This window comes from Aeromonas sp. FDAARGOS 1407 (assembly GCF_019048725.1).
Taxonomy (GTDB): Bacteria; Pseudomonadota; Gammaproteobacteria; order Enterobacterales; family Aeromonadaceae; genus Aeromonas; species Aeromonas enteropelogenes.
In genome coordinates this window covers 3337923-3356685 of sequence record NZ_CP077399.1, presented here as the reverse complement: position 1 = coordinate 3356685, position 18763 = coordinate 3337923, and the positions used below count along the sequence as shown (strand labels likewise).

The window sequence follows — 18763 nt, the reverse complement described above, 5'->3', positions numbered from 1 at the left end:
GCCCTTTCTTTTATCAGACCGCAAATCGTTTGACCCCGCCTGCCGGTTGTGCCAGCCTCTTTCTCGCCTTTAACAAGCGTGGAAGCAGACAATAATGACAAATCACTCCCAGGCCATGACGGCCAAATATCGTCAGGACTACCAGGCCCCTCTCTACTGGATTGATACCATCGATCTGGATTTCCAGCTGCAGGAACCCCTCACCCAGGTCACCGCCATCACCCGCATTCGACGCAACGGCGATCACAACGAACCTTTGGTGCTCGATGGTGAGCAGCTGACGCTCAAGAGCATCGCCATCGACGGTGTGCCGTGCGAGCATTATGAGCTGGGGGAGGGTAGCCTGACCCTGTTCAACCTGCCCACCGAGTGCGTGCTGACCATAGTCACCCTGCTGGATCCGGCCGCCAACAGTGCGCTGGAAGGGCTTTACAAGTCCGGTGATGCCTACTGCACCCAGTGCGAAGCTGAAGGGTTTCGTCGCATCACCTATTATCTCGACCGGCCTGATATCCTGGCCCGCTACAGCACCCGCATTACCGCAGACAAGGCCAAGTATCCCTTCCTGCTCTCCAACGGCAACAAGGTCGACAGCGGCAATCTGGACGGTGGGCGTCACTTCGTGCAGTGGCAGGATCCCTTCCCCAAACCCAGCTATCTGTTTGCTCTGGTCGCCGGGGATTTTGACGTGGAGCGAGGCAGTTACGTGACCCGAAGTGGCCGCAAGGTGGCCCTCGAAATCTTCGTCGACAAGGGCAATCTGGAGCGGGCTGGTTTCGCCATGGAGAGCCTCATCAACTCCATGCGTTGGGACGAACAGCGTTTCGGTCTGGAATACGACCTCGATATCTATATGATCGTCGCGGTGGACTTCTTCAACATGGGTGCCATGGAGAACAAGGGGCTCAACATCTTCAATTCCAAGTTCGTGCTGGCCAACCCGGCTACAGCCACCGACAGCGACTACCACGGTATCGAACGGGTGATCGGTCACGAATATTTCCACAACTGGACCGGCAACCGGGTCACCTGTCGCGACTGGTTCCAGTTAAGCCTGAAAGAGGGGCTGACGGTGTTTCGGGACCAGGAGTTTTCCTCCGATCTCGGCTCGCGCGGAGTAAACCGCATCAACAATGTGCGCACTGTGCGCGGCCCGCAGTTTGCCGAAGACGCCGGTCCCATGGCCCACCCCATCCGCCCGGATGTGGTGATCGAGATGAACAACTTCTACACCCTGACCGTCTATGAGAAGGGCTCTGAAGTGATCCGCATGATGCACACCCTGCTTGGTGAAGAACATTTCCAGGCCGGCATGCGCCTCTATTTCGATCGCTTTGACGGTCAGGCAGTCACCTGCGATGACTTCGTACAGGCGATGGAAGATGCCTCCGGGGTGGATCTTGGCCGCTTCCGTCGCTGGTACAGCCAGTCCGGTACCCCCGAGCTGACTGTAACCGACGAATACGACGCCGCCAGCGGCATCTATCGCCTGCACGTGCGCCAGCACACGCCACCGACCCAGGATCAGCCACAGAAACTGTCGCTGCATATCCCGCTCGACATCGAACTCTATGATGAGCAGGGGGCCGTCATCCCGCTGCAGTACCAGGGTAAGGCCATCGGCAACGTGCTCGACGTGCTGGAAGCGGAGCAGACCTTCGTGTTCGATCGAATGCCAACCAAGCCTGTTCCTTCTCTACTGCGGGACTTCTCAGCCCCGGTCAAGTTGCACTATGACTACAGCGACGAGGCGCTGGCCTTCCTGATGCGCTTTGCCTGCAACGAGTTTGTCCGCTGGGATGCCGCCCAGATGCTGATCAACAAGGCGGTGATTGACGGGGTTACCCGGGTACAACAAGGGCTGGACGTGGTGGTATCGGCCACCTTACTGGATGCCTTTGTCGCCATTTTGGACGACAGCGAGCTGGATCCGGCGCTCAAGGCCGAGATCCTGGCGCTGCCGGGGGAGGCGACCCTGGCCGAACTGTTCGAGGTGGCTGATGTCGATGCCATCCATCGGGTGCGCAACGAGATCCAGCAGCAGCTGGCGCAGGCCTTCGGGGCGCAGCTGGCCGCCCAGTACGACAGTCTGAAGCTGCCGACCTATCGGGTAGTGCATGCCGACACGGCCAAGCGCGCCCTCAAGGGCGTGGTACTCGGTTATCTGGCGGCGCTCGACGCCGGCAGCGCCGATCTGCTGGTGCGCCAGCAATATGCGGCGGCCGATAACATGACCGATACCCTGGCGGCGCTGCAGGTGGCCAACAGCCATCTGCTGCCGTGCCGCGCCGAACTCCTGGCCGATTTCGAGGGCAAGTGGGCGCACGATGGTCTGGTGCTGGACAACTGGCTGCGTCTGGTGGGAAGCAAGCCAGCTGCGGATGTGCTGGCCGATGTGAAGCAGGCGATGGCGCACCCCACCTTCAGCATTCGCAACCCGAACCGGCTGCGGGCGCTGATCGGCAGCTTTGCCATGAACAACCAGGTGCAGTTCCATGCCCGCGATGGCAGCGGCTACCGCTTCCTGACCGATCTGCTGATCGAGCTCAACGAGGTCAATCCCCAGGTGGCGTCACGCCTCATCACCCCCCTTATCCAGTTCAAACGGCTCGATGAAGAGCGCAAGGGGCTGATCCGCGCCGAGCTGACCCGACTGGCCAGCCTCGAAGGATTGGCGCGGGATCTGTTCGAGAAGGTGAGCAAGGCGCTGCTGCAGTAAGGAAACAGGGCAGGGGATGGGTCTCTTCTCCCCACTCTTGCCTGCGTTATGCCCGTGAAGATAAAGACAAGGCGAGCGGTTCGGTTGAACCCTCGCCCTTTTTGAAGGAGCCGACGTGAAACAGTTTACCTTTCGATTATCTCTGAGCCACGACGAGATCATGCTGATGTACCAGGGCCACGTCAGGCGCCTGGTGGTGGGAACCGAGCAAGGGCTCACCATAGAGATAGGGTTGGAAAAAATCCGCCCCTTTGTCGCCCACAGCGGGGTGTACGGCTATTTTCGCCTGAAAACCCAGGACGATTATCGCTTCATCAGCCTGGAACGCATAAATTAACATTTTTGGAACAGATTCCCGACTAGTTATCTCGCTTTTATCACTAACTATCCGGTAATTTTCCGCAAAGGCAGTGAGAATTTCTGTTTTTTTTATCATTGGCAAAATTTCTCACAGTTTAAGTCGTGATCTGCCCCCTGTTTTTAACAACTTATTAGCACTATCGCTCGCCTTCCCTTATTCAAGCCATTACACTTCGCAACAACTCTGTACCAGCGGGCAATCAGGGTGATTGCCTCTGCGTCGGTGGTTAATGTCGTCCGATAAGGAATATAAAAATGGCATTGAAAGACGCCCCTACCTCAGTTCTGCTCGAAAACGTTCTCAGCCTGATCAACCAAAAATTGCCCAAAAACAGTGCCTCCCTGGTCGAGCGCTTCGTTGCCAAGTTTTACGGCAACATGGCCAGTAGCGACCTGCATGATCGCAACGACAGCGATCTCTACGGGGCGGCGCTGAGCCTGTGGAATGCGCTCAACCAGCGCGTCGGCACCGCGCCCTGCATCCGGGTCTACAACCCGGAGCTGACCCGCCACGGTTGGCAATCTCCCCATACCATCGTCGAGATCATCTTGCAGGATGCCCCTTTCCTGGTGGACTCCATCCGCATGGCCCTCAAGCGCCTCAATATCACCGCCCACATGATGCTGCACCAGCCGCTGCACCTTATTCGTGACGGCGAGGGCAAGATCAGCGCCATTCTGGATCTCGACAACACGGATGGGCAGACATCGGTTGAAACAGCCTTCCTCATCGAGATTGACCATCTGACCAGCGAGGCGCAGATGGAGGCCCTGGCCGCCGAGCTCGACTCGGTTGCCGGTGAAGTGGCGCTGGCGGTAGGGGACTGGCAGCCCATGCTGGCCAAACTCAACGAGATCATCGATGAGTTGCCCAAACGCAAGCTCCCGGTCAGCAAGGCAGAGGTGGACTCTTGCGTCGCCTTCCTGAAATGGGTTGCCGCCCACAACTTCACCCTGATGGGCTACCGCCGCTATGACGTCAAGGCTGTGGAGGGGGATCACGAAATCCTGCCGCAAGCCAGCTCGAGCCTCGGGCTGATGAAGAACTCCATCAAGGAAGAGGGGCAGCGCCTCGGCACTATGCCGGCCAGCGCCCGTCACGAGGCATTGAGTTCCGATCTGCTGATCCTCACCAAGTCCAACAGCAAATCCCGGGTTCATCGTCCGGCCTATGTGGACTACATCGGCATCAAGCGTTTCGACGAGCATGGCAAGGTGATTGGCGAAGACCGCTTCATCGGCCTCTACGCCTCTTCCATCTACAACACCAGTGCGACCCAGATCCCCCTCATCAGCCATCGCCTCGAGCGGATCATGGCCGCCTCCGGGTTCGAGAAGGGCTCCCATGCCTACAAGGCGCTGCTGAACGTGCTGGAAACCTATCCGCGTGACGAGTTGATCCAGGCCCGTGAAGAGGAGTTGCTGGCCACCGGTCTCGGCGTGCTGGAGATGCAGGAGCGTGACATGCTGCGCCTGTTCGTGCGTCGTGACGTCTACGGCCGTTTCTTCTCCTGCATGGTCTATGTCACCAAGGAGCGTTACAACACGGCGCTGCGAGTCAAAACCCAGCAGATCCTGCAGAAATATTTCGGCAGCAACGAAGAGGTGGAGTTCAACGTCTACTTCACCGAAGGGGTGCTGGCGCGGACCCACTACATAGTGCGGGTCAACAACAACAACGTGGATGTGGATGTGAACGAAGTACAGAACAACCTGATTGAAGCCGCCCGCAGCTGGGACGACAGACTCGACTCCGTGCTGCTCTCCCACTATGGCGAAGCCCGTGGCAACGAACTGCGTCGCCGTTTCAGCGCCGCCTTCCCCCGTGCCTACAAGGAAGACGTGCTGCCGGGTTCTGCCGTCGCCGACATCATGGCGCTGGACAACCTGAGCGAAGCCGAGCCGCTGGGCATGCTGTTCTACCGCGCCCAGGAAGAGCAGAACGATCGCCGGGTGCGCCTCAAGCTGTTCCATCGCACCGAGCCCATCCATCTCTCCGATGTCTTGCCCATGCTGGAAAACATGGGGTTGCGGGTTATCGGCGAGACCCCGTATCAGGTCCGTACTACGGCCGACGAGGTGTTCTGGATCCTCGACTTCTCCATGCTGCTGCACGGTGAGCAGCCGTTCGATCTGGAGCAGAGCCAGCAGCGCTTCCAGGAAGCGTTTGCCGCCATCTGGAACAAGAGCCTGGAAGATGACGGCTTCAACCGTCTGGTGCTGGGCGCAGGCCTCACCGGCCGCCAGGTCTCTGTGCTGCGTGCCTATGCCAAGTACATGCGCCAGACCGGGGTCTCCTTCAGCCAGTCCTATATCGAGGAAACGCTGACCCGCTACCCCGACATCGCCCAGTTGCTGTTCACCCTGTTCGAGCAGCGCCTCAATCCTGCCATCACCCAGGATGCCAAGGTGCAGGCGAAGATCCACGAGCAGCTCGCCGCCAAGCTGGATCAGGTCGCCAACCTGGATGATGACCGCATCATTCGTCGTTTCATGGAGATGATCGACGCCACCCTTCGCACCAACTATTACCAGAAGGACAAGGCGGGCAACATCAAGCCCTACATCTCCTTCAAGCTGGCTCCCTCCAGCATTACCGACATGCCGCTGCCGCTGCCCAAGTTCGAGATCTTCGTCTACTCGCCACGGGTGGAAGGGGTTCACTTGCGCTGGGGCAAGGTGGCCCGTGGTGGCCTGCGCTGGTCCGATCGCAAGGAAGATTTCCGCACCGAGGTACTGGGTCTGGTGAAAGCGCAGCAGGTGAAGAACACCGTCATCGTGCCGGTCGGTGCCAAGGGCGGCTTCTACTGCAAGCAGATGCCGGCTGGTGCCTCTCGCGCCGTTATCCAGGAAGAGGGCAAGGCCTGCTATCGCCTGTTTATTCGCGGTCTGCTGGATGTCACCGACAACATCATCAGTGGTGAGGTGATCCCGCCAAAAGGCGTAGTACGCCACGACGAGGATGACTACTACCTGGTCGTCGCCGCCGACAAGGGCACCGCCACCTTCTCCGACATTGCCAACGAAATAAGCCTGGAGTACGGCCACTGGCTGGGCGATGCGTTCGCCTCCGGCGGCTCCGTCGGCTATGACCACAAGAAGATGGGCATTACAGCTCGCGGTGCCTGGGAGTCGGTCAAGCGGCATTTTCGCGAAATCGGCGTCAACTGTCAGACCACCGACTTCACCTGCGTCGGGATCGGCGACATGGCGGGGGACGTGTTCGGCAACGGCATGCTGCTCTCCGAACACACCCAGCTGGTGGGTGCCTTCAACCACATGCACATCTTCATCGACCCGACACCGGATGCGGCCAGCAGCTTCGTCGAGCGCAAGCGCCTGTTCGAGCTGCCGGGTTCTAGCTGGGATGACTACAACCGCGAACTTATCTCGGCAGGGGGCGGCATCTTCCTGCGCTCGGCCAAGTCCATCAAGTTGAGCCCCGAGATCCAGACCCTGCTCGGTACCGACAAGGCCAGCATGGCCCCGAACGAGCTGATCAAGGCGCTGCTCTGCCTGAATGTGGACTTGCTCTGGAATGGCGGTATCGGCACCTATGTGAAGAGCGCCCGCGAGAGCGATGCCGAAGTAGGTGATCGCAGCAACGACGTGCTGCGGGTCAATGGTCGCGATCTGCGAGCCCGCATCGTGGGCGAGGGCGGTAACCTCGGCTTTACCCAGCTGGGCCGGGTGGAGTACGCCAGCCAGGGTGGACGCATCAACACCGACTTCACCGACAACGTGGGCGGCGTGGATTGCTCTGACAACGAGGTCAACATCAAGATCCTGCTAAACCAGCTTGTTGCGGCAGGGGACATGACCCTCAAACAGCGCAACCAGATGCTCTATGAGATGACCGACGACGTGGCACAGATTGTTATCACCAACGCCTATCGCCAGTCCCAGTCCATCTCGGTCACCAGTTTCCGCGGTGCCGAGCAGCTCAAAGAGCAGCAGCGTTTCATCCAGGGGCTGGAGCGTGAAGGCAAGCTGGATCGGGCGCTGGAATTCCTGCCCTCCGACGAGGAGCTCTCCGAGCGGATGGCTGCCGGGCAGGGGCTGACCCGACCCGAACTAGCGGTGCTGGTGGCCTACGGCAAGATGGTGCTCAAAGAGCAGCTCAATTGCCCCGAGGTGACCGACGAGCCCTTCCTTGCCAACATGCTGGTGACCAGCTTCCCGGCCCAGTTGCAACAACAGTTCGGCGCGGCCCTTGCCCAGCACCCGCTGCGCGGCGAGATCATCGCGACCCGGGTGGCCAACATGCTGGTCAACGACATGGGCCTCAACTTCGCCAGCCGGATGAAGGACGAGACCGGCGCCTCTTTGGCCGAAGTGGCCTGTTGCTTTGCCATGGCCCGCGAGGTATTCGGTCTCAGCGCCCTGTGGCGCGATATCGAAGCCTGTGACAACCAGGTGGGGGCCGAGACCCAGCTCGAGCTGATGTTCTACAGCCGTCGCATCGTGCGTCGTGCCACCCGCTGGTTCCTGCGCGCCCGTAACCGCAGCTGGAGCATCAGCGAGAATATCGCCTTCTTCCGTCCGGCCTTCGAGACCCTGGCCGAGCATCTCTACGAGGTGATGGACGAGAGCGAAGTGGCCGAGCACCGTCAGGTGGTGGCCAAGTGGATGGAGCGCCAGGTGCCCGAGCACATTGCCCGTCAGGTCGCCCACATGAGCAGTCTCTTCTCCAGTCTGGATCTGGCGCAGATTGCCGCGGAGCACAAGACCGACATCCTGCGCGTCGCCAATGTCTACTACCGTCTCGGTGCCAAGCTGGATCTGCACTGGTTCCTCGAACAGATCAACCATCAGCCGGTGGGCAACCACTGGCAGGCGATGGCGCGGGCCTCGTTCCGCGAAGATCTGGACTGGCAACAGCGCAGCCTCACTTCCGTGGTACTGGAAGGGTGCAAAGATCAGGGAGAATGCGCTACCATACTGGCCGACTGGATTTCGGAGCATGAGCAACTCTTGTCCCGTTGGACCCATATGTTGGCCGACTTCAAGACCACCAGCACCCACGAGTTCGCCAAGTTCTCGGTGGCCTTGCGCGAGTTGAACCTGCTCCAGTTGAATTGCCGAGCACTGTGATTGCCAGATAAGGCATAACACCCAAAGCCCCGGCCAGTTGCCGGGGCTTTTTTTAAGGAGCAAAGATGTTGTACCCCATCGCCAGGCATTTCCTGTTCAAGCTCAATCCGGAACAGGCTCACGATCTCTCCATGAAATATTTGCCCCGCTTTCTCGGTACGCCACTCGATTGTTTCTTCCGTCAGAATTTGCCGAAACGCCCCGTCTCCGTCATGGGGCTTTCTTTTGCCAACCCGGTGGGATTGGCAGCAGGTCTTGATAAAGATGGGGAGTGCATTGATGCGTTGGGAGCCATGGGATTTGGCTTTATCGAGGTAGGCACTGTTACCCCCAAACCCCAGAGCGGCAATGACAAACCCCGCCTGTTCCGGGTTATTCCGGCAGAGGGGATCATCAACCGCATGGGTTTCAACAACAAGGGAGTTGACCATCTGGTCGCCAGAGTCAAAGAGGCGAAATATCAGGGGGTGATCGGCATTAATATCGGCAAGAACAAAGACACCCCCATTGAGCAGGGCAAGGATGATTACCTGTTCTGTATGGACAAGGTTTATGACCATGCCGGTTATATTGCTGTCAATATCTCCTCGCCCAATACCCCGGGATTGCGCCAATTGCAATATGGTGAGGCGCTCGATGAATTGTTGGCTGCTCTCAAGGCTCGTCAGCAGGAGCTGGCGGCCAAATATAAGAAGTATGTGCCGCTGGCCGTGAAAATTGCCCCTGACCTGAGTCTTGATGAAATAGATCAGGTTGCTGCTTCTCTGGTTCGCAATGGCATTGATGGCGTTATCGCGACCAATACCACCCTGGAGCGCGGAATGATCTATGACATGCCCCATGCTGGTGAAGCAGGTGGTCTCAGCGGTCGCCCATTGCAGCACAAGAGCACTGAGGTGATCCGCCACTTGGCAAAGGCTCTCGATGGCGCCCTGCCCATCATTGGGGTAGGGGGGGTGGACAGTGCCATGGCCGCCCGTGAAAAGCTGGCAGCCGGTGCCAGCCTGGTGCAAATTTATAGCGGTTTTATTTATAAAGGCCCGGGGCTGGTTAAAGAAATCGTCGAAAATATATAAGAAATAACCTGGAGCCCTTTATTTGACGTTGCCGATTTTATCTACATGGAATAAAGTCATCAGATGCAATATCAAGAAGGGCTCCCACATGTTTATCCAACCGACCGATAGCTGGCAATGGCACTACGATGCTCAGAATGACCGTCTGATGTTGGAGCTGTCTGATAACATGTTATTTGCCACCGAATATAAGGGGCGGCAATTGGTACCCAATGCATTCACGACTCAGCCTTTTTGTGTCGATGATGCTGCACTTTATTATCAGCTGATGGATAAAGCTGCCGAACTGCAGTGGAGTATTCCTCATCAGGTACAACTGGTACTCAATGCCATCGCCGTCAGTCGATTTTATAAACCACTGATGCCGCAAAGTTGGTTTTTCAACGAACAACATTCAACCATCTGGCCAATAAATGGTGATTTGGTCTGGATGTGTACCCCTCACGGGCGTGGCGAGTTCATGGTCATCGAAGCAGGGGAACAGGCCAGCGTCTGTCTGAATTTGACCGATGATTTGATATTGACTACCAGCAAGCAATTGCCCCGTTTTGGGGTGATCAAAGTCATGAATAACCGTATGGTTCCCCGTGTCGTTATGACGGAGCAATACCGTCAGGTTAGTTGAAGGTATTATTGTGCGGTGCCATTAAATAGCCCCAGGTGGCTATTTAATGGCACTGTTAGCTAGCCGTGTTCAACCGTGATCTTTCATCTCTCTATTGCAGATATGCTGCGATACTCTTCATGCCTTGTCGTGTTATGACTTGCTGGATTTTTCCTGCCATTCGAGATACCAGTTTTCAACCTGATCGATGGGTAATGGGCGACTGATGTAATAACCTTGCGCCAATTCGCACCCAAGCAAGGCCAGTTGCTGCCAATCTTCCAGATTTTCCACCCCTTCTGCGACGGTTTTTAACCCCAGTTTCTGACTCATCACGATGGCGGACGTCAATATTGCCAGCTTCTTGGGACTGGTGTGGGCATCGTGAACAAACTCCTTATCTATTTTGATTTCGGTGAAGGGGCAGCGAGAGAGCTGCTTCATGGATGAATAACCGGTGCCGTAATCGTCCATGGCAATGCCAAAACCGCGCAACCGTAAGCGTGCCAAGGTGCCGAGCGACATGGCAATATTCGACATGAAGGTGGTTTCAGTAACCTCGATGATGAGGGTTTGACAGGAGAGTTGATGTTCCTGAGCAATCGCGACCATGTTGTCGACCAGCTTGTCGGTAAGCAAAAGGGAAACGGGCAGATTCACCGAGCAACTGAGATCATCAGGCAGGACTGTCATGTTACGCAGCGCCGCGCAGGTGTCATGTAAAAAGCGATAGAAGAAGTCCAGCGCCAGGGGGCCCTCTTCCAGATGATGCACGAAGCAGATCGGAGGGAGTAAGCCATGCTCGGGATGACGCCAGCGCACCAGCGCCTCGAAACCAAACAGCCGCGAGTCCACCATGGTGACCTTGGGTTGTAAAAACGGCACAAGTTGACCACTGTTCAGCGCTTGTCGCACATCCTCTGCGGTGAACGATAGCTGCATCCATTTGTTGCTTTCCCGTCGTACCTGGGGGTCGCAATGTCGCAACATATTGCGCAGGTCGTTTTTCTTGAGTGGTTTGGCCAGCACGCCGATCACCTCAAGGGTGCCGGCATCGGCGATGGAGTGAATGACGTCCAGTACATCCCGTTCGACCGCACTCATCACGGCGATAAACATCTGGTAGTTGGTGTCTTTTTCCAAATGGCCGATGAGCTCAACCCCATCCATGCCCGGCATGTTGAGATCGGTCAGCAGCAGGTCCACATGGTCTATCTGTCGCAGCTTGTTAAGGGCATCCTGACCGTCGCTGGCGACATGGATCTGGCCAAAGCCCAGCTCCTGAAGCAAGCAGGTCACCTCATACTGCTGGGTGCGAGAGTCATCGACCACCAGGGCACAGCGGCCCTTCCATTGCACTAATGGCATAGTTGATCCCCTAGTTAATCTGACAATGTGAGGGTTTGGGCTATCTGCATGAGTGACATCACCTGATCCACCCCACCATGAGCTATCGCCTCTTTAGGCATACCAAATACCACGCAACTTGCTTCATCCTGAGCGATGGTTCGTGCGCCCGCATCGCGCAGCTCTCTCATACCCCTTGCACCGTCATCGCCCATGCCGGTCATGATGACGCCAGTAGCATTCTGGCCCGCGCTCACGGCGACCGAGCGAAACAAGACATCCACAGAGGGGCAGTGACGGGAGACGGGAGGACCTTCTTTCACCTCCGCCAGATACTGGTTGCCACTGCGCTGGATTAACAGATGCTTGCCCCCTGGCGCTATCAGGGCCACGCCGGGCAGCAGGCGATCTCCTGTCACGGCTTCTCTGACCTCCAACTGTGAATGATGGTTTAGCCGCTCGGCAAAGGAGGCCGTGAACCGTGCCGGCATATGCTGCACGATGGCGATCCCGGGGCAGGAAGCAGGCAAGCGGGTCAACAGATACTCCAGCGCCTGGGTGCCTCCCGTCGAGGTGCCGATGGCAATGATCTTGTCTGTGGTGCGAAACCTGGGGTGTTCCGCAGGGGCAGAGAGCACGGCATCGGCGGTATTTTTCGGAGGAACCGCGATGGTGCCGCCACTCTTGTTGCCGGCTGGATTGAGATTGCGCAACTTTGCATGGGCCGCACAGCGGATCTCCTGGATCAGATCATTGGCCCCCTGTTGCAGGAAATCCTTAATTCCTACTCCAGGCTTGGTCACAATGGCAATGGCTCCGGCAGAGAGGGCCTCCAGAGTGATGCTGGCACCCTCAGCAGTCAGCGACGAGCAGATGATGACCGGGGTCGGCCGCTCGGCCATGATCTTCTTGAGAAACGTCAAGCCATCCATCCTGGGCATTTCGAGATCCAGAATGATGACGTCAGGCCAGATCTTGTTCATCTGCCGCATGGCAAAGATGGGATCGAACGCGGCCCCCATGACCTCGATATCGGGCGCCTTGCCCAGCATCTGGGTCAACACTTCGCGCACCAGCGCAGAGTCATCCACGATCATCACTTTGATTGTCATCATTCATCCCGGGTGAATTGGCAGCGATAGCGAGAGGTGGCTTCCTGCACCAGCGGAAGATCCGGTTGACGGATAGTCTCCGAATGCCCGATGAGCAGATAACCACCCGGTTTGAGCAGTTCACACAACTGTGACAAAACATGAACCTTGGTCGCTTCATTGAAATAGATGAGCACGTTTCGCAAAAAAATCACGTCAAAGTCCCGCTCGATGAAATCGCGACATCCGAGCAGGTTCAGGTTCGAAAACGAGACTTTCCTGGCCAGCTCCGGCTTGACCCGGATCTTGCCTTCGTACTCGTCGTGGCCACGCTGAAAATAGCGCAGCCACAGATGGGGAGGGACATGCCTGGCCCGTTCGACGGTATAGATGGCGCGCTGGGCAAAGGGAATGACCCGGGTGTTGATATCGGTGGCGTGGATGTCCCAGCGCTCATTGATCCCCAGCTGTTCTGCCAGCACCATGGCGGCGGAGTAGGCCTCCTCGCCGGTAGAGCAGGCGGCAGACCAGACGCGCAGCGGGGCGGGATCTTCTGCCAGGCGTTGCTCTGCGTAGTGCTTCAGCCAACCGAAGTGCGGCATTTCACGAAAAAAATAGGTCTCGTTGGTGGAGAGCAGATTGATGGCGATCTGTCGCTCCTGACGGGCCTGCGGTTGATTGATCCGCTCCCAGTAGGCGCGGTAGCTGTCCAGGTGGAGCGTTCGCAAGCGTTTGGCCAGTCTGGATTGCACCAGCGCCCGTTTGCTCGGCGCAAGATCAATACCGGCGGACGCCAGAATAAAGCGGCGAAACAGCTCGAACTCCTGCTGGCTCAAGGTAGGATTAGGACCTGATCCCGGAGTGCCGGGGGGAGGGACCATCAGCACTCTCCCGCTCCTGCATTGAACAGCTGGTTGGTGGCGGCTTCCGCCATGACGCTCAGTTCGCTGATGGAGAGCGCCTTGGGCATATCGAGCAAGATGGCAAAGCGTTGGTCGATGGTAACCACGCCACGAATGAAGTCCCCCCTGATCTGGGTGCCAAAGGTTGGGGCCGGTTCGATGGCCTCTGTGGCTATCTCGAGTACTTCGCATACCGCGTCGAGCAGCATACCGATTTCCTGGGTACCGCCACTGCTGGTGGGTAGCGACAAGATGGCCACGCAGCTGGTGGACTGCAGCTCGGTCTGGCCCCGCCCAAATCGGATAGAGAGATCAATGACCGGCACCACGGCCCCCCGTAGATTGATGATCCCCCTGACAAAGCGCGGCATCATGGGCACCGGAGTCACCCCCTCGAACTCGATGATCTCGCGAATGCAGCCGATATCGACGCCGTACAGTTCCCCCCCGAGCATGAAGGTCACGCAATGAAAATGAGATGCTTCGGCGTCCTGGGCAAGCGTTGCGCACATAGATGGACTCCTAGTAGTTGGTGAACTTGCCATCTTCTGGTTCGCGATCCTGCATCGCTTCATGAAAGTGCGTCAGATCCAGCGGGTTCACTTTGCGGCTCATCCGGCCAGGTGCATGGTAAGTGCCGTGCAAGGGATAGCTTGGCTGACGGTAACCGCTTCGCAAGATAAATTGTTGCATCAATTCTTGCAGTTGCTGGGCCGTTGCACTGAGCTCCTCCGAAGTGGAACTCAGTTCTTCGGCGGAGGCTGCCGACGCCTGCATGCCATCGCTTATCTGGGTGACGGCGATATTGATCTGGGAGACGTTGGCCCGCTGCTCGCGAGAGGCGGAGGCGATCTCCTGCACCAGGGTGGCGGTCTGCTCGATACCGGGCAACATTTCGCGCAGCAGGATCCCCGCCTGCTCGGCCACACCGACCGAACGGCTGGCCAATTCCCCGATCTCCTTGGCCGCGTTTTGCGAGCGCTCGGCCAGCTTGCGCACTTCAGCCGCGACGGTAGCAAATCCTTTGCCGTGCTCACCGGCCCGGGCTGCTTCAATGGCGGCATTGATGGCCAGCAAGTCGGTCTTGTTGGCGATGTCGTTGATCACCGTAATACGCGAGGCAATCTCTTTCATGGCATGCACCATTTCGCCTACCGCCCGGCCGCTTTCGGTAGCGCTGCTGGCCGCCTTGGTGGAGATGTTTTCTGTCACCTTGGCGTTGTCGGCATTCTGGCTCACCGTTGCTGTCATCTCTTCGACGGAGGCACTGGTTTGCTCCACGCTGGAAGCAAGTTCCGATGAGGTCTGGGAAAGGGAGTTTGCCGTGGCGGAGACCTGTTCTGAGGCTGATCCTATGGCCTGTGACATGGCACCCACTTCGCTGAGGGTATCGGAGAGGCGATGGGCCATGCTCTTGATGGCGTAGAGCAGGCTGTTGGTATCATCGGGGCTTAATTTGACCGGGGTTGAGAGATCGCCCTCAGCCACCCTGGCAACAATTTGCACCGTGTAAGAGGGGTCACCGCCGAGCTGGCGCAAGATACTGCGAGTGACCAGCAGTGCCAAGGTCAGACAAACCAGGAGGGCCGTCCCTGAAATCGCGATGAGTAGCTTGAGATTGTCATGATAGCCACTGCGGCTCTCTTCGAGTGAACGGGAGGCAAGCTCTGAATTGATCTCCACCAGTTTGGTCAGCATTGCATCAACGTCATCGAATGCGGGACGACCTTTATCGCTCATCAATCGCAATGCATCCCGCTCTGCCTGTCCATCCGTATTGGAAAGTTGGGCCAGTCGAAGAATATCGGCCGCATACCTCTTGTACGTCGTCCATGTTGCATTGAAGTGGGAGAGCTGTTCGACTTCCTGCGGGTCGAGTTTGCTTTTGCGATACTGAACCATGGAATCCTGCATTGCCTGTTCGAATTTGTTTAAGTTGGCCAATGCCTCTTCTTTTGATTCGGTATCAATCTCTCCAAAGTAACGATAGAGCGCGCGGTTGTGGTAAATCGCATATCTTCTGGCGTTGGCGAGATCCTTGATAGGCAACAACCGGTCTGCATACATGCCGTCGATCAGGTGCATCATGGTATTGGTGGTGTTGTAACTGATGGCGCTCAATCCCACCAACAACAACATCAGGGTGGAAAATGACAGCACCAGTTTTGTTCTGACCTGCAAGTTGTGGAACCAGTCCATGGTATTGACTCCCTAACGTAGATACTCAATGCCTGATGTTTAACAAGGCGTCATTGTGTTGATGAATGACTTGATGTTCTCTGCGTCTGGCCAATCCGACCAGTTGCGGGACATCCAGAATGAGAGCCGGTTGGCCATTACCCAAAATGGTGGAGCCGCTGACATAACGCAGAGATTTGAACAGCTCGCCCAGCGGTTTGATCACGGCCTGTACTTCCCCGATCAGCCGATCCACCACGATACCGGCGCGGTTGTCCGCATAGTCGACCATCACCACAAATTCGGGCTCGCTTGCCGGTGCGAGACCAAACAGCTCGCGCAGCACGATAAAGGGGACCCACTGTCCGCGGATATTGAGCTGGCGTGCCGGAGTTGCGAGGGCATCCGATGGCAATTCGATGCACTCGACCATCATGTCCAGCGGGATCACCAGTGACGAGTGAGCCACTTCGATACGAAAACCGTCGATGATGGCCAGCGTCAATGGCAGCCTCAGGCGAAACGTGGTGCCTGCCCCTGGCTGGCTTTCGATACTGATCTCTCCACGCAGGGACTCCAGATTGCGTTTGACCACATCCAGACCGACACCACGGCCCGAGATATCGCTGATGCCGGATGCCGTCGAAAAACCGGGTTGAAACAGGAACTGGAATATCTCCTGTTCGCTCAATGCGCTGCCTTCCTGAAGCATGCCCAGGGTCTGCGCCTTGGCCAGTATCTTGTTGCGATCGATGCCGCGACCATCGTCACTGACCTCCACGACAACGGCGCCGGCATCGTGAAACGCGTTCAGGGTGATCACCCCCCGGGGCGCTTTGCCGGCACTGAGACGGTTTTCTTCTGCTTCGATGCCATGGTCGGCGGCATTGCGCACCAGATGCATTAGTGGATCGGTCAGCTTCTCCACCATGGATTTATCGATATTGGTCTCCGCATTGTTGATGCGCAGGGCGAGTTCCTTGCCGGTTTGCTGGGAGAGCTCATGCACCAGGCGCGGGAAGCGGTTGAATATTTCATTGATGGGGACCATGCGCAGGGCAAGGGCATCATCCCTGATCCCCTCGACCAGGGTGTTGACGGTGGCTACCGACTCGATCAGCTCGGGCAAACCTGATTGTTTGGCCTCCAGCGTCGTGCTGGAGGTGGCGATCACCAGTTCTCCTACCCGGTTGATCAAACGATCCAGCTTGGCGGCTTCAATGCGGATGTAATGCCCTTCACCGCGCAGAGGTTGCGGTTTGGTGGCGGCAGGCGCTTCGGCAAGCGGCTGGTTGTCGCTTGCCGTGGGGGCAAGGGAGGTATCAGGACCGGGCTGCACCGCCATTGGCGGTGTCTGGAGAGGCAGGCCATCCGAGATGGCAATCACCTCTTCATGGGTCAGGGCATCGGCTGCTTCCCAGCGCGCCAGCTGGTTTTCGAGTGGCTCATTGCGCCACTTGGCCAGCCGTTCCCCCTCTTTGGCAAATGCCGCCAGATCCTGATGGGGCGTTAACAGGGCAATGATGCTGGCATGGGCTACGAAATCGAAGGTGCTGCGTATGCGTTCGGGGGACTCGGCACTGCGCAGGCCAATCTCGTAACCCAGGAAGCACTCGGTCGGATCGAGCAGCTGCAAGGGGGGCCACTCCTGCCAGACTGGCTCAATGAAGTCGATTTGTCCGAGATTGCCGAGATAGCGGATAAATGCCAGCAGATCGAACCCATCCTGATAGAGAGCCGGGTAGAAGCGCAAGGAGAGATGCCATCTGCGCAAGTCTTGCTCTGCCGCAGTAATCGGGGCGGGCAGGGTAGGCGGTTCGGTTGGCAGGTTCTGATGCCCCTGCAATTGGGAAAGCAGTGCTAGGATCTGCTGGGTTTCGTTCTGTGGCAGCTCGGGATTGTGTTCGGCCCCTTGTAGCAGGTCGCGCAGCTGGTCATTACAAGCAAGTAGCAGGTTGATGAGATGTTCATCCAGCCTGAGCTCGCCGCTGCGCAAACGCGTCAACATGTTCTCCATGGCATGGGTGAAGCGAACCAGCATGGTCATCCCCAGCATGCCCGCCGATCCCTTTATGGTATGGGCGGCGCGAAACATCAGGTTGTAGGTATCCGCATTATCCGGATAGGTTTGTCGATCGAGCAGGGCATGTTCAAGGTTATCGCACTGCTCGTAGGCCTCTTCAAAAAACAGGGCTCGCGCCTTATTGATGTCCATCATCGGTCTCCGCAATGTTCAGCAAGGGCAGAAAGCCCAGCTGTTTCAAGACCAATTGCGCCAGACTCTCTTCTGCCAGTCTTATCTGCAGTTGTTTGCCTTGCTGGTGGGCCTCCTGTTGCAGCAATCCGATGAGCTGGGCACCGCATCCATCCAGTTCCTCCAGTTGACTCAAATCCAGTATGGAAGAGGTAAAATTGAGCATGCTGAACAAGTCGTCTTGCAGATCCTCCAACGTCATGATGGTGAGTTCACCAGTCAGGGTGGCCAGCGGAGGGGTGTGCAGGATATCAAGTTCGAAGCTCATGCCTTCTTCCCTTTCATGGTTGCACCACCTTGTAGATGTGATCGAGCAACGCCAGTGGTTCAAATGGCTTGGTCAACCAGATCCTGGCGCCAGCCTCGAATCCTTCTTGGCGTATTTGCGGCGAGTTTTCCGTTGTCAGCATGATGAAGGGGAGGTAGCGAGTTGCCTCTTGTGCCTTGACCTGTCGGAGCAGAGTCATGCCATCCATGCTGGGCATGTTGAGATCCGAAATGATGAGGTGCACACGCTGCTGCTCAAGGCGAGTCATCGCCTCGTGACCATCATCGGCCTCAAGCACAGAAAATCCGGCGTTTTCCAGTGTCATGGTGATGGTTGCCCTGATGCTTGCTGAGTCATCCACCACGAGGACGGTTTTGGTCATAGGCATATCTGCTCTTTCATGATGAAGGTATTGATTTGCGACTTAATAATTGTTGTTCAATAACCCTGAGCCGGTGATTTTTTAATGTGATAGCACCAGTGTTTTTAGTTGTATTCGGTTTGTTGTCACCATGTCTGGTAAATGGATGATGTGTTTCGTGTTCCTGTTGAAATGAGATCAAGTCTCATTTATGATTTGTTATAACATAACAAAAGGAGCGGTAATGAAACCTCACATCCATCCCCCATATCGTCAGGTACTGTTTCACGACACAGCGGCTGATGCCTTCTTTCTGGTAGGTTCGACCATCAAGAGCGACCGTCGCTACGTCTGGAAAGATGGCAAGGAGTACCCTTATGTCGCGCTCGATGTATCCAGTCAGTCCCACTCTTTCTACACCGGCAAGCAGAAGCAGGTCTCGGCAGAGGGCAGCGTCGCCAGGTTCAACAAGCGCTTTGGCGCTTTCGCCGGCAAGAAGGAGTCCTAAC

At 57.0% G+C, this 18763-nt stretch carries 14 protein-coding genes; 6 read left to right on the top strand and 8 right to left on the bottom strand.

Translation table 11 applies throughout. From position 1 onward, the window contains the following. The first annotated feature begins 94 nt into the window (after positions 1–94). The 5 genes from pepN to I6L37_RS15860 all read left to right on the top strand — a co-directional run bounded on the left by pepN (position 95) and on the right by I6L37_RS15860 (position 9874). Complete coding sequence (gene pepN, locus I6L37_RS15880) at positions 95–2719, top strand: aminopeptidase N (protein WP_216992350.1); 2625 nt, start codon at positions 95–97, stop codon at positions 2717–2719. 115 nt (positions 2720–2834) lie between these two features. Then, positions 2835–3056, top strand: a complete 222-nt coding sequence (locus I6L37_RS15875; RefSeq protein WP_042026198.1) for a DUF2835 family protein — start codon at positions 2835–2837, stop codon at positions 3054–3056. Positions 3057–3334: 278 nt separating this feature from the next. Beyond that, positions 3335–8173, top strand: a complete 4839-nt coding sequence (locus I6L37_RS15870) for an NAD-glutamate dehydrogenase (RefSeq protein ID WP_216992349.1) — start codon at positions 3335–3337, stop codon at positions 8171–8173. A gap of 65 nt (positions 8174–8238) precedes the next feature. Further along, on the top strand, positions 8239–9249 hold the full coding sequence (gene pyrD, locus I6L37_RS15865; protein ID WP_216992348.1) for a quinone-dependent dihydroorotate dehydrogenase: 1011 nt from the start codon (positions 8239–8241) through the stop codon (positions 9247–9249). Positions 9250–9337: 88 nt separating this feature from the next. Continuing rightward, a complete protein-coding gene (locus I6L37_RS15860) occupies positions 9338–9874 on the top strand; it encodes a cell division protein ZapC (protein WP_042069362.1) in 537 nt (178 codons plus the stop codon). Between the two features lie 132 nt (positions 9875–10006). On the opposite strand, the gene I6L37_RS15855 is transcribed toward I6L37_RS15860, so the two are convergent. Genes I6L37_RS15855 through I6L37_RS15820 form a run of 8 tightly spaced genes read right to left on the bottom strand, consistent with a single transcriptional unit; the run spans position 10007 to position 18275 of the window. Then, the gene (locus I6L37_RS15855) at positions 10007–11221 is read right to left on the bottom strand and encodes an EAL domain-containing protein (protein ID WP_216992347.1); all 1215 of its coding nucleotides are present in this window, start codon (positions 11219–11221) and stop codon (positions 10007–10009) included. Positions 11222–11235: 14 nt separating this feature from the next. Continuing rightward, entirely contained in the window at positions 11236–12315 is a 1080-nt protein-coding gene (locus I6L37_RS15850; protein ID WP_216992346.1) for a chemotaxis response regulator protein-glutamate methylesterase, read from the bottom strand. Further along, a complete protein-coding gene (locus tag I6L37_RS15845) occupies positions 12312–13172 on the bottom strand; it encodes a protein-glutamate O-methyltransferase CheR (protein WP_124240253.1) in 861 nt (286 codons plus the stop codon). The genes I6L37_RS15850 and I6L37_RS15845 overlap by 4 nt, the downstream gene beginning before the upstream one ends. Beyond that, positions 13172–13705, bottom strand: a complete 534-nt coding sequence (locus I6L37_RS15840; RefSeq protein WP_082037491.1) for a chemotaxis protein CheW — start codon at positions 13703–13705, stop codon at positions 13172–13174. The genes I6L37_RS15845 and I6L37_RS15840 overlap by 1 nt, the downstream gene beginning before the upstream one ends. A gap of 10 nt (positions 13706–13715) precedes the next feature. Continuing rightward, on the bottom strand, positions 13716–15392 hold the full coding sequence (locus I6L37_RS15835) for a methyl-accepting chemotaxis protein (RefSeq protein WP_216992345.1): 1677 nt from the start codon (positions 15390–15392) through the stop codon (positions 13716–13718). A gap of 25 nt (positions 15393–15417) precedes the next feature. Further along, on the bottom strand, positions 15418–17589 hold the full coding sequence (locus I6L37_RS15830) for a chemotaxis protein CheA (protein WP_254203498.1): 2172 nt from the start codon (positions 17587–17589) through the stop codon (positions 15418–15420). Further along, positions 17573–17893: a lipid asymmetry maintenance protein MlaB gene (locus tag I6L37_RS15825; RefSeq protein WP_216992344.1), complete on the bottom strand. Its 321-nt coding sequence runs from the start codon at positions 17891–17893 to the stop codon at positions 17573–17575. Before I6L37_RS15825 ends, I6L37_RS15830 begins: the two co-directional genes overlap by 17 nt. A 13-nt stretch (positions 17894–17906) precedes the next feature. After that, the gene (locus I6L37_RS15820; RefSeq protein WP_201939530.1) at positions 17907–18275 is read right to left on the bottom strand and encodes a response regulator; all 369 of its coding nucleotides are present in this window, start codon (positions 18273–18275) and stop codon (positions 17907–17909) included. 223 nt (positions 18276–18498) lie between these two features. Here I6L37_RS15820 and I6L37_RS15815 point away from each other — a divergent pair, with 223 nt between their 5' ends. Further along, positions 18499–18762 (top strand): type B 50S ribosomal protein L31, encoded by a 264-nt coding sequence (locus tag I6L37_RS15815; protein ID WP_026457458.1) that lies wholly within the window; start codon positions 18499–18501, stop codon positions 18760–18762. Position 18763: the final 1 nt, after the last annotated feature.

Coding starts and splice junctions, on each gene's coding strand:
- pepN (WP_216992350.1), top strand. CDS start 95: ATGACAAATCACTCCCAGGCCATGACGGCCAAATATCGTCAGGACTAC.
- I6L37_RS15870 (WP_216992349.1), top strand. CDS start 3,335: ATGGCATTGAAAGACGCCCCTACCTCAGTTCTGCTCGAAAACGTTCTC.
- pyrD (WP_216992348.1), top strand. CDS start 8,239: ATGTTGTACCCCATCGCCAGGCATTTCCTGTTCAAGCTCAATCCGGAA.
- I6L37_RS15860 (WP_042069362.1), top strand. CDS start 9,338: ATGTTTATCCAACCGACCGATAGCTGGCAATGGCACTACGATGCTCAG.
- I6L37_RS15855 (WP_216992347.1), bottom strand. CDS start 11,221: ATGCCATTAGTGCAATGGAAGGGCCGCTGTGCCCTGGTGGTCGATGAC.
- I6L37_RS15850 (WP_216992346.1), bottom strand. CDS start 12,315: ATGATGACAATCAAAGTGATGATCGTGGATGACTCTGCGCTGGTGCGC.
- I6L37_RS15845 (WP_124240253.1), bottom strand. CDS start 13,172: ATGGTCCCTCCCCCCGGCACTCCGGGATCAGGTCCTAATCCTACCTTG.
- I6L37_RS15840 (WP_082037491.1), bottom strand. CDS start 13,705: ATGTGCGCAACGCTTGCCCAGGACGCCGAAGCATCTCATTTTCATTGC.
- I6L37_RS15835 (WP_216992345.1), bottom strand. CDS start 15,392: ATGGACTGGTTCCACAACTTGCAGGTCAGAACAAAACTGGTGCTGTCA.
- I6L37_RS15830 (WP_254203498.1), bottom strand. CDS start 17,589: ATGATGGACATCAATAAGGCGCGAGCCCTGTTTTTTGAAGAGGCCTAC.
- I6L37_RS15825 (WP_216992344.1), bottom strand. CDS start 17,893: ATGAGCTTCGAACTTGATATCCTGCACACCCCTCCGCTGGCCACCCTG.
- I6L37_RS15820 (WP_201939530.1), bottom strand. CDS start 18,275: ATGACCAAAACCGTCCTCGTGGTGGATGACTCAGCAAGCATCAGGGCA.
- I6L37_RS15815 (WP_026457458.1), top strand. CDS start 18,499: ATGAAACCTCACATCCATCCCCCATATCGTCAGGTACTGTTTCACGAC.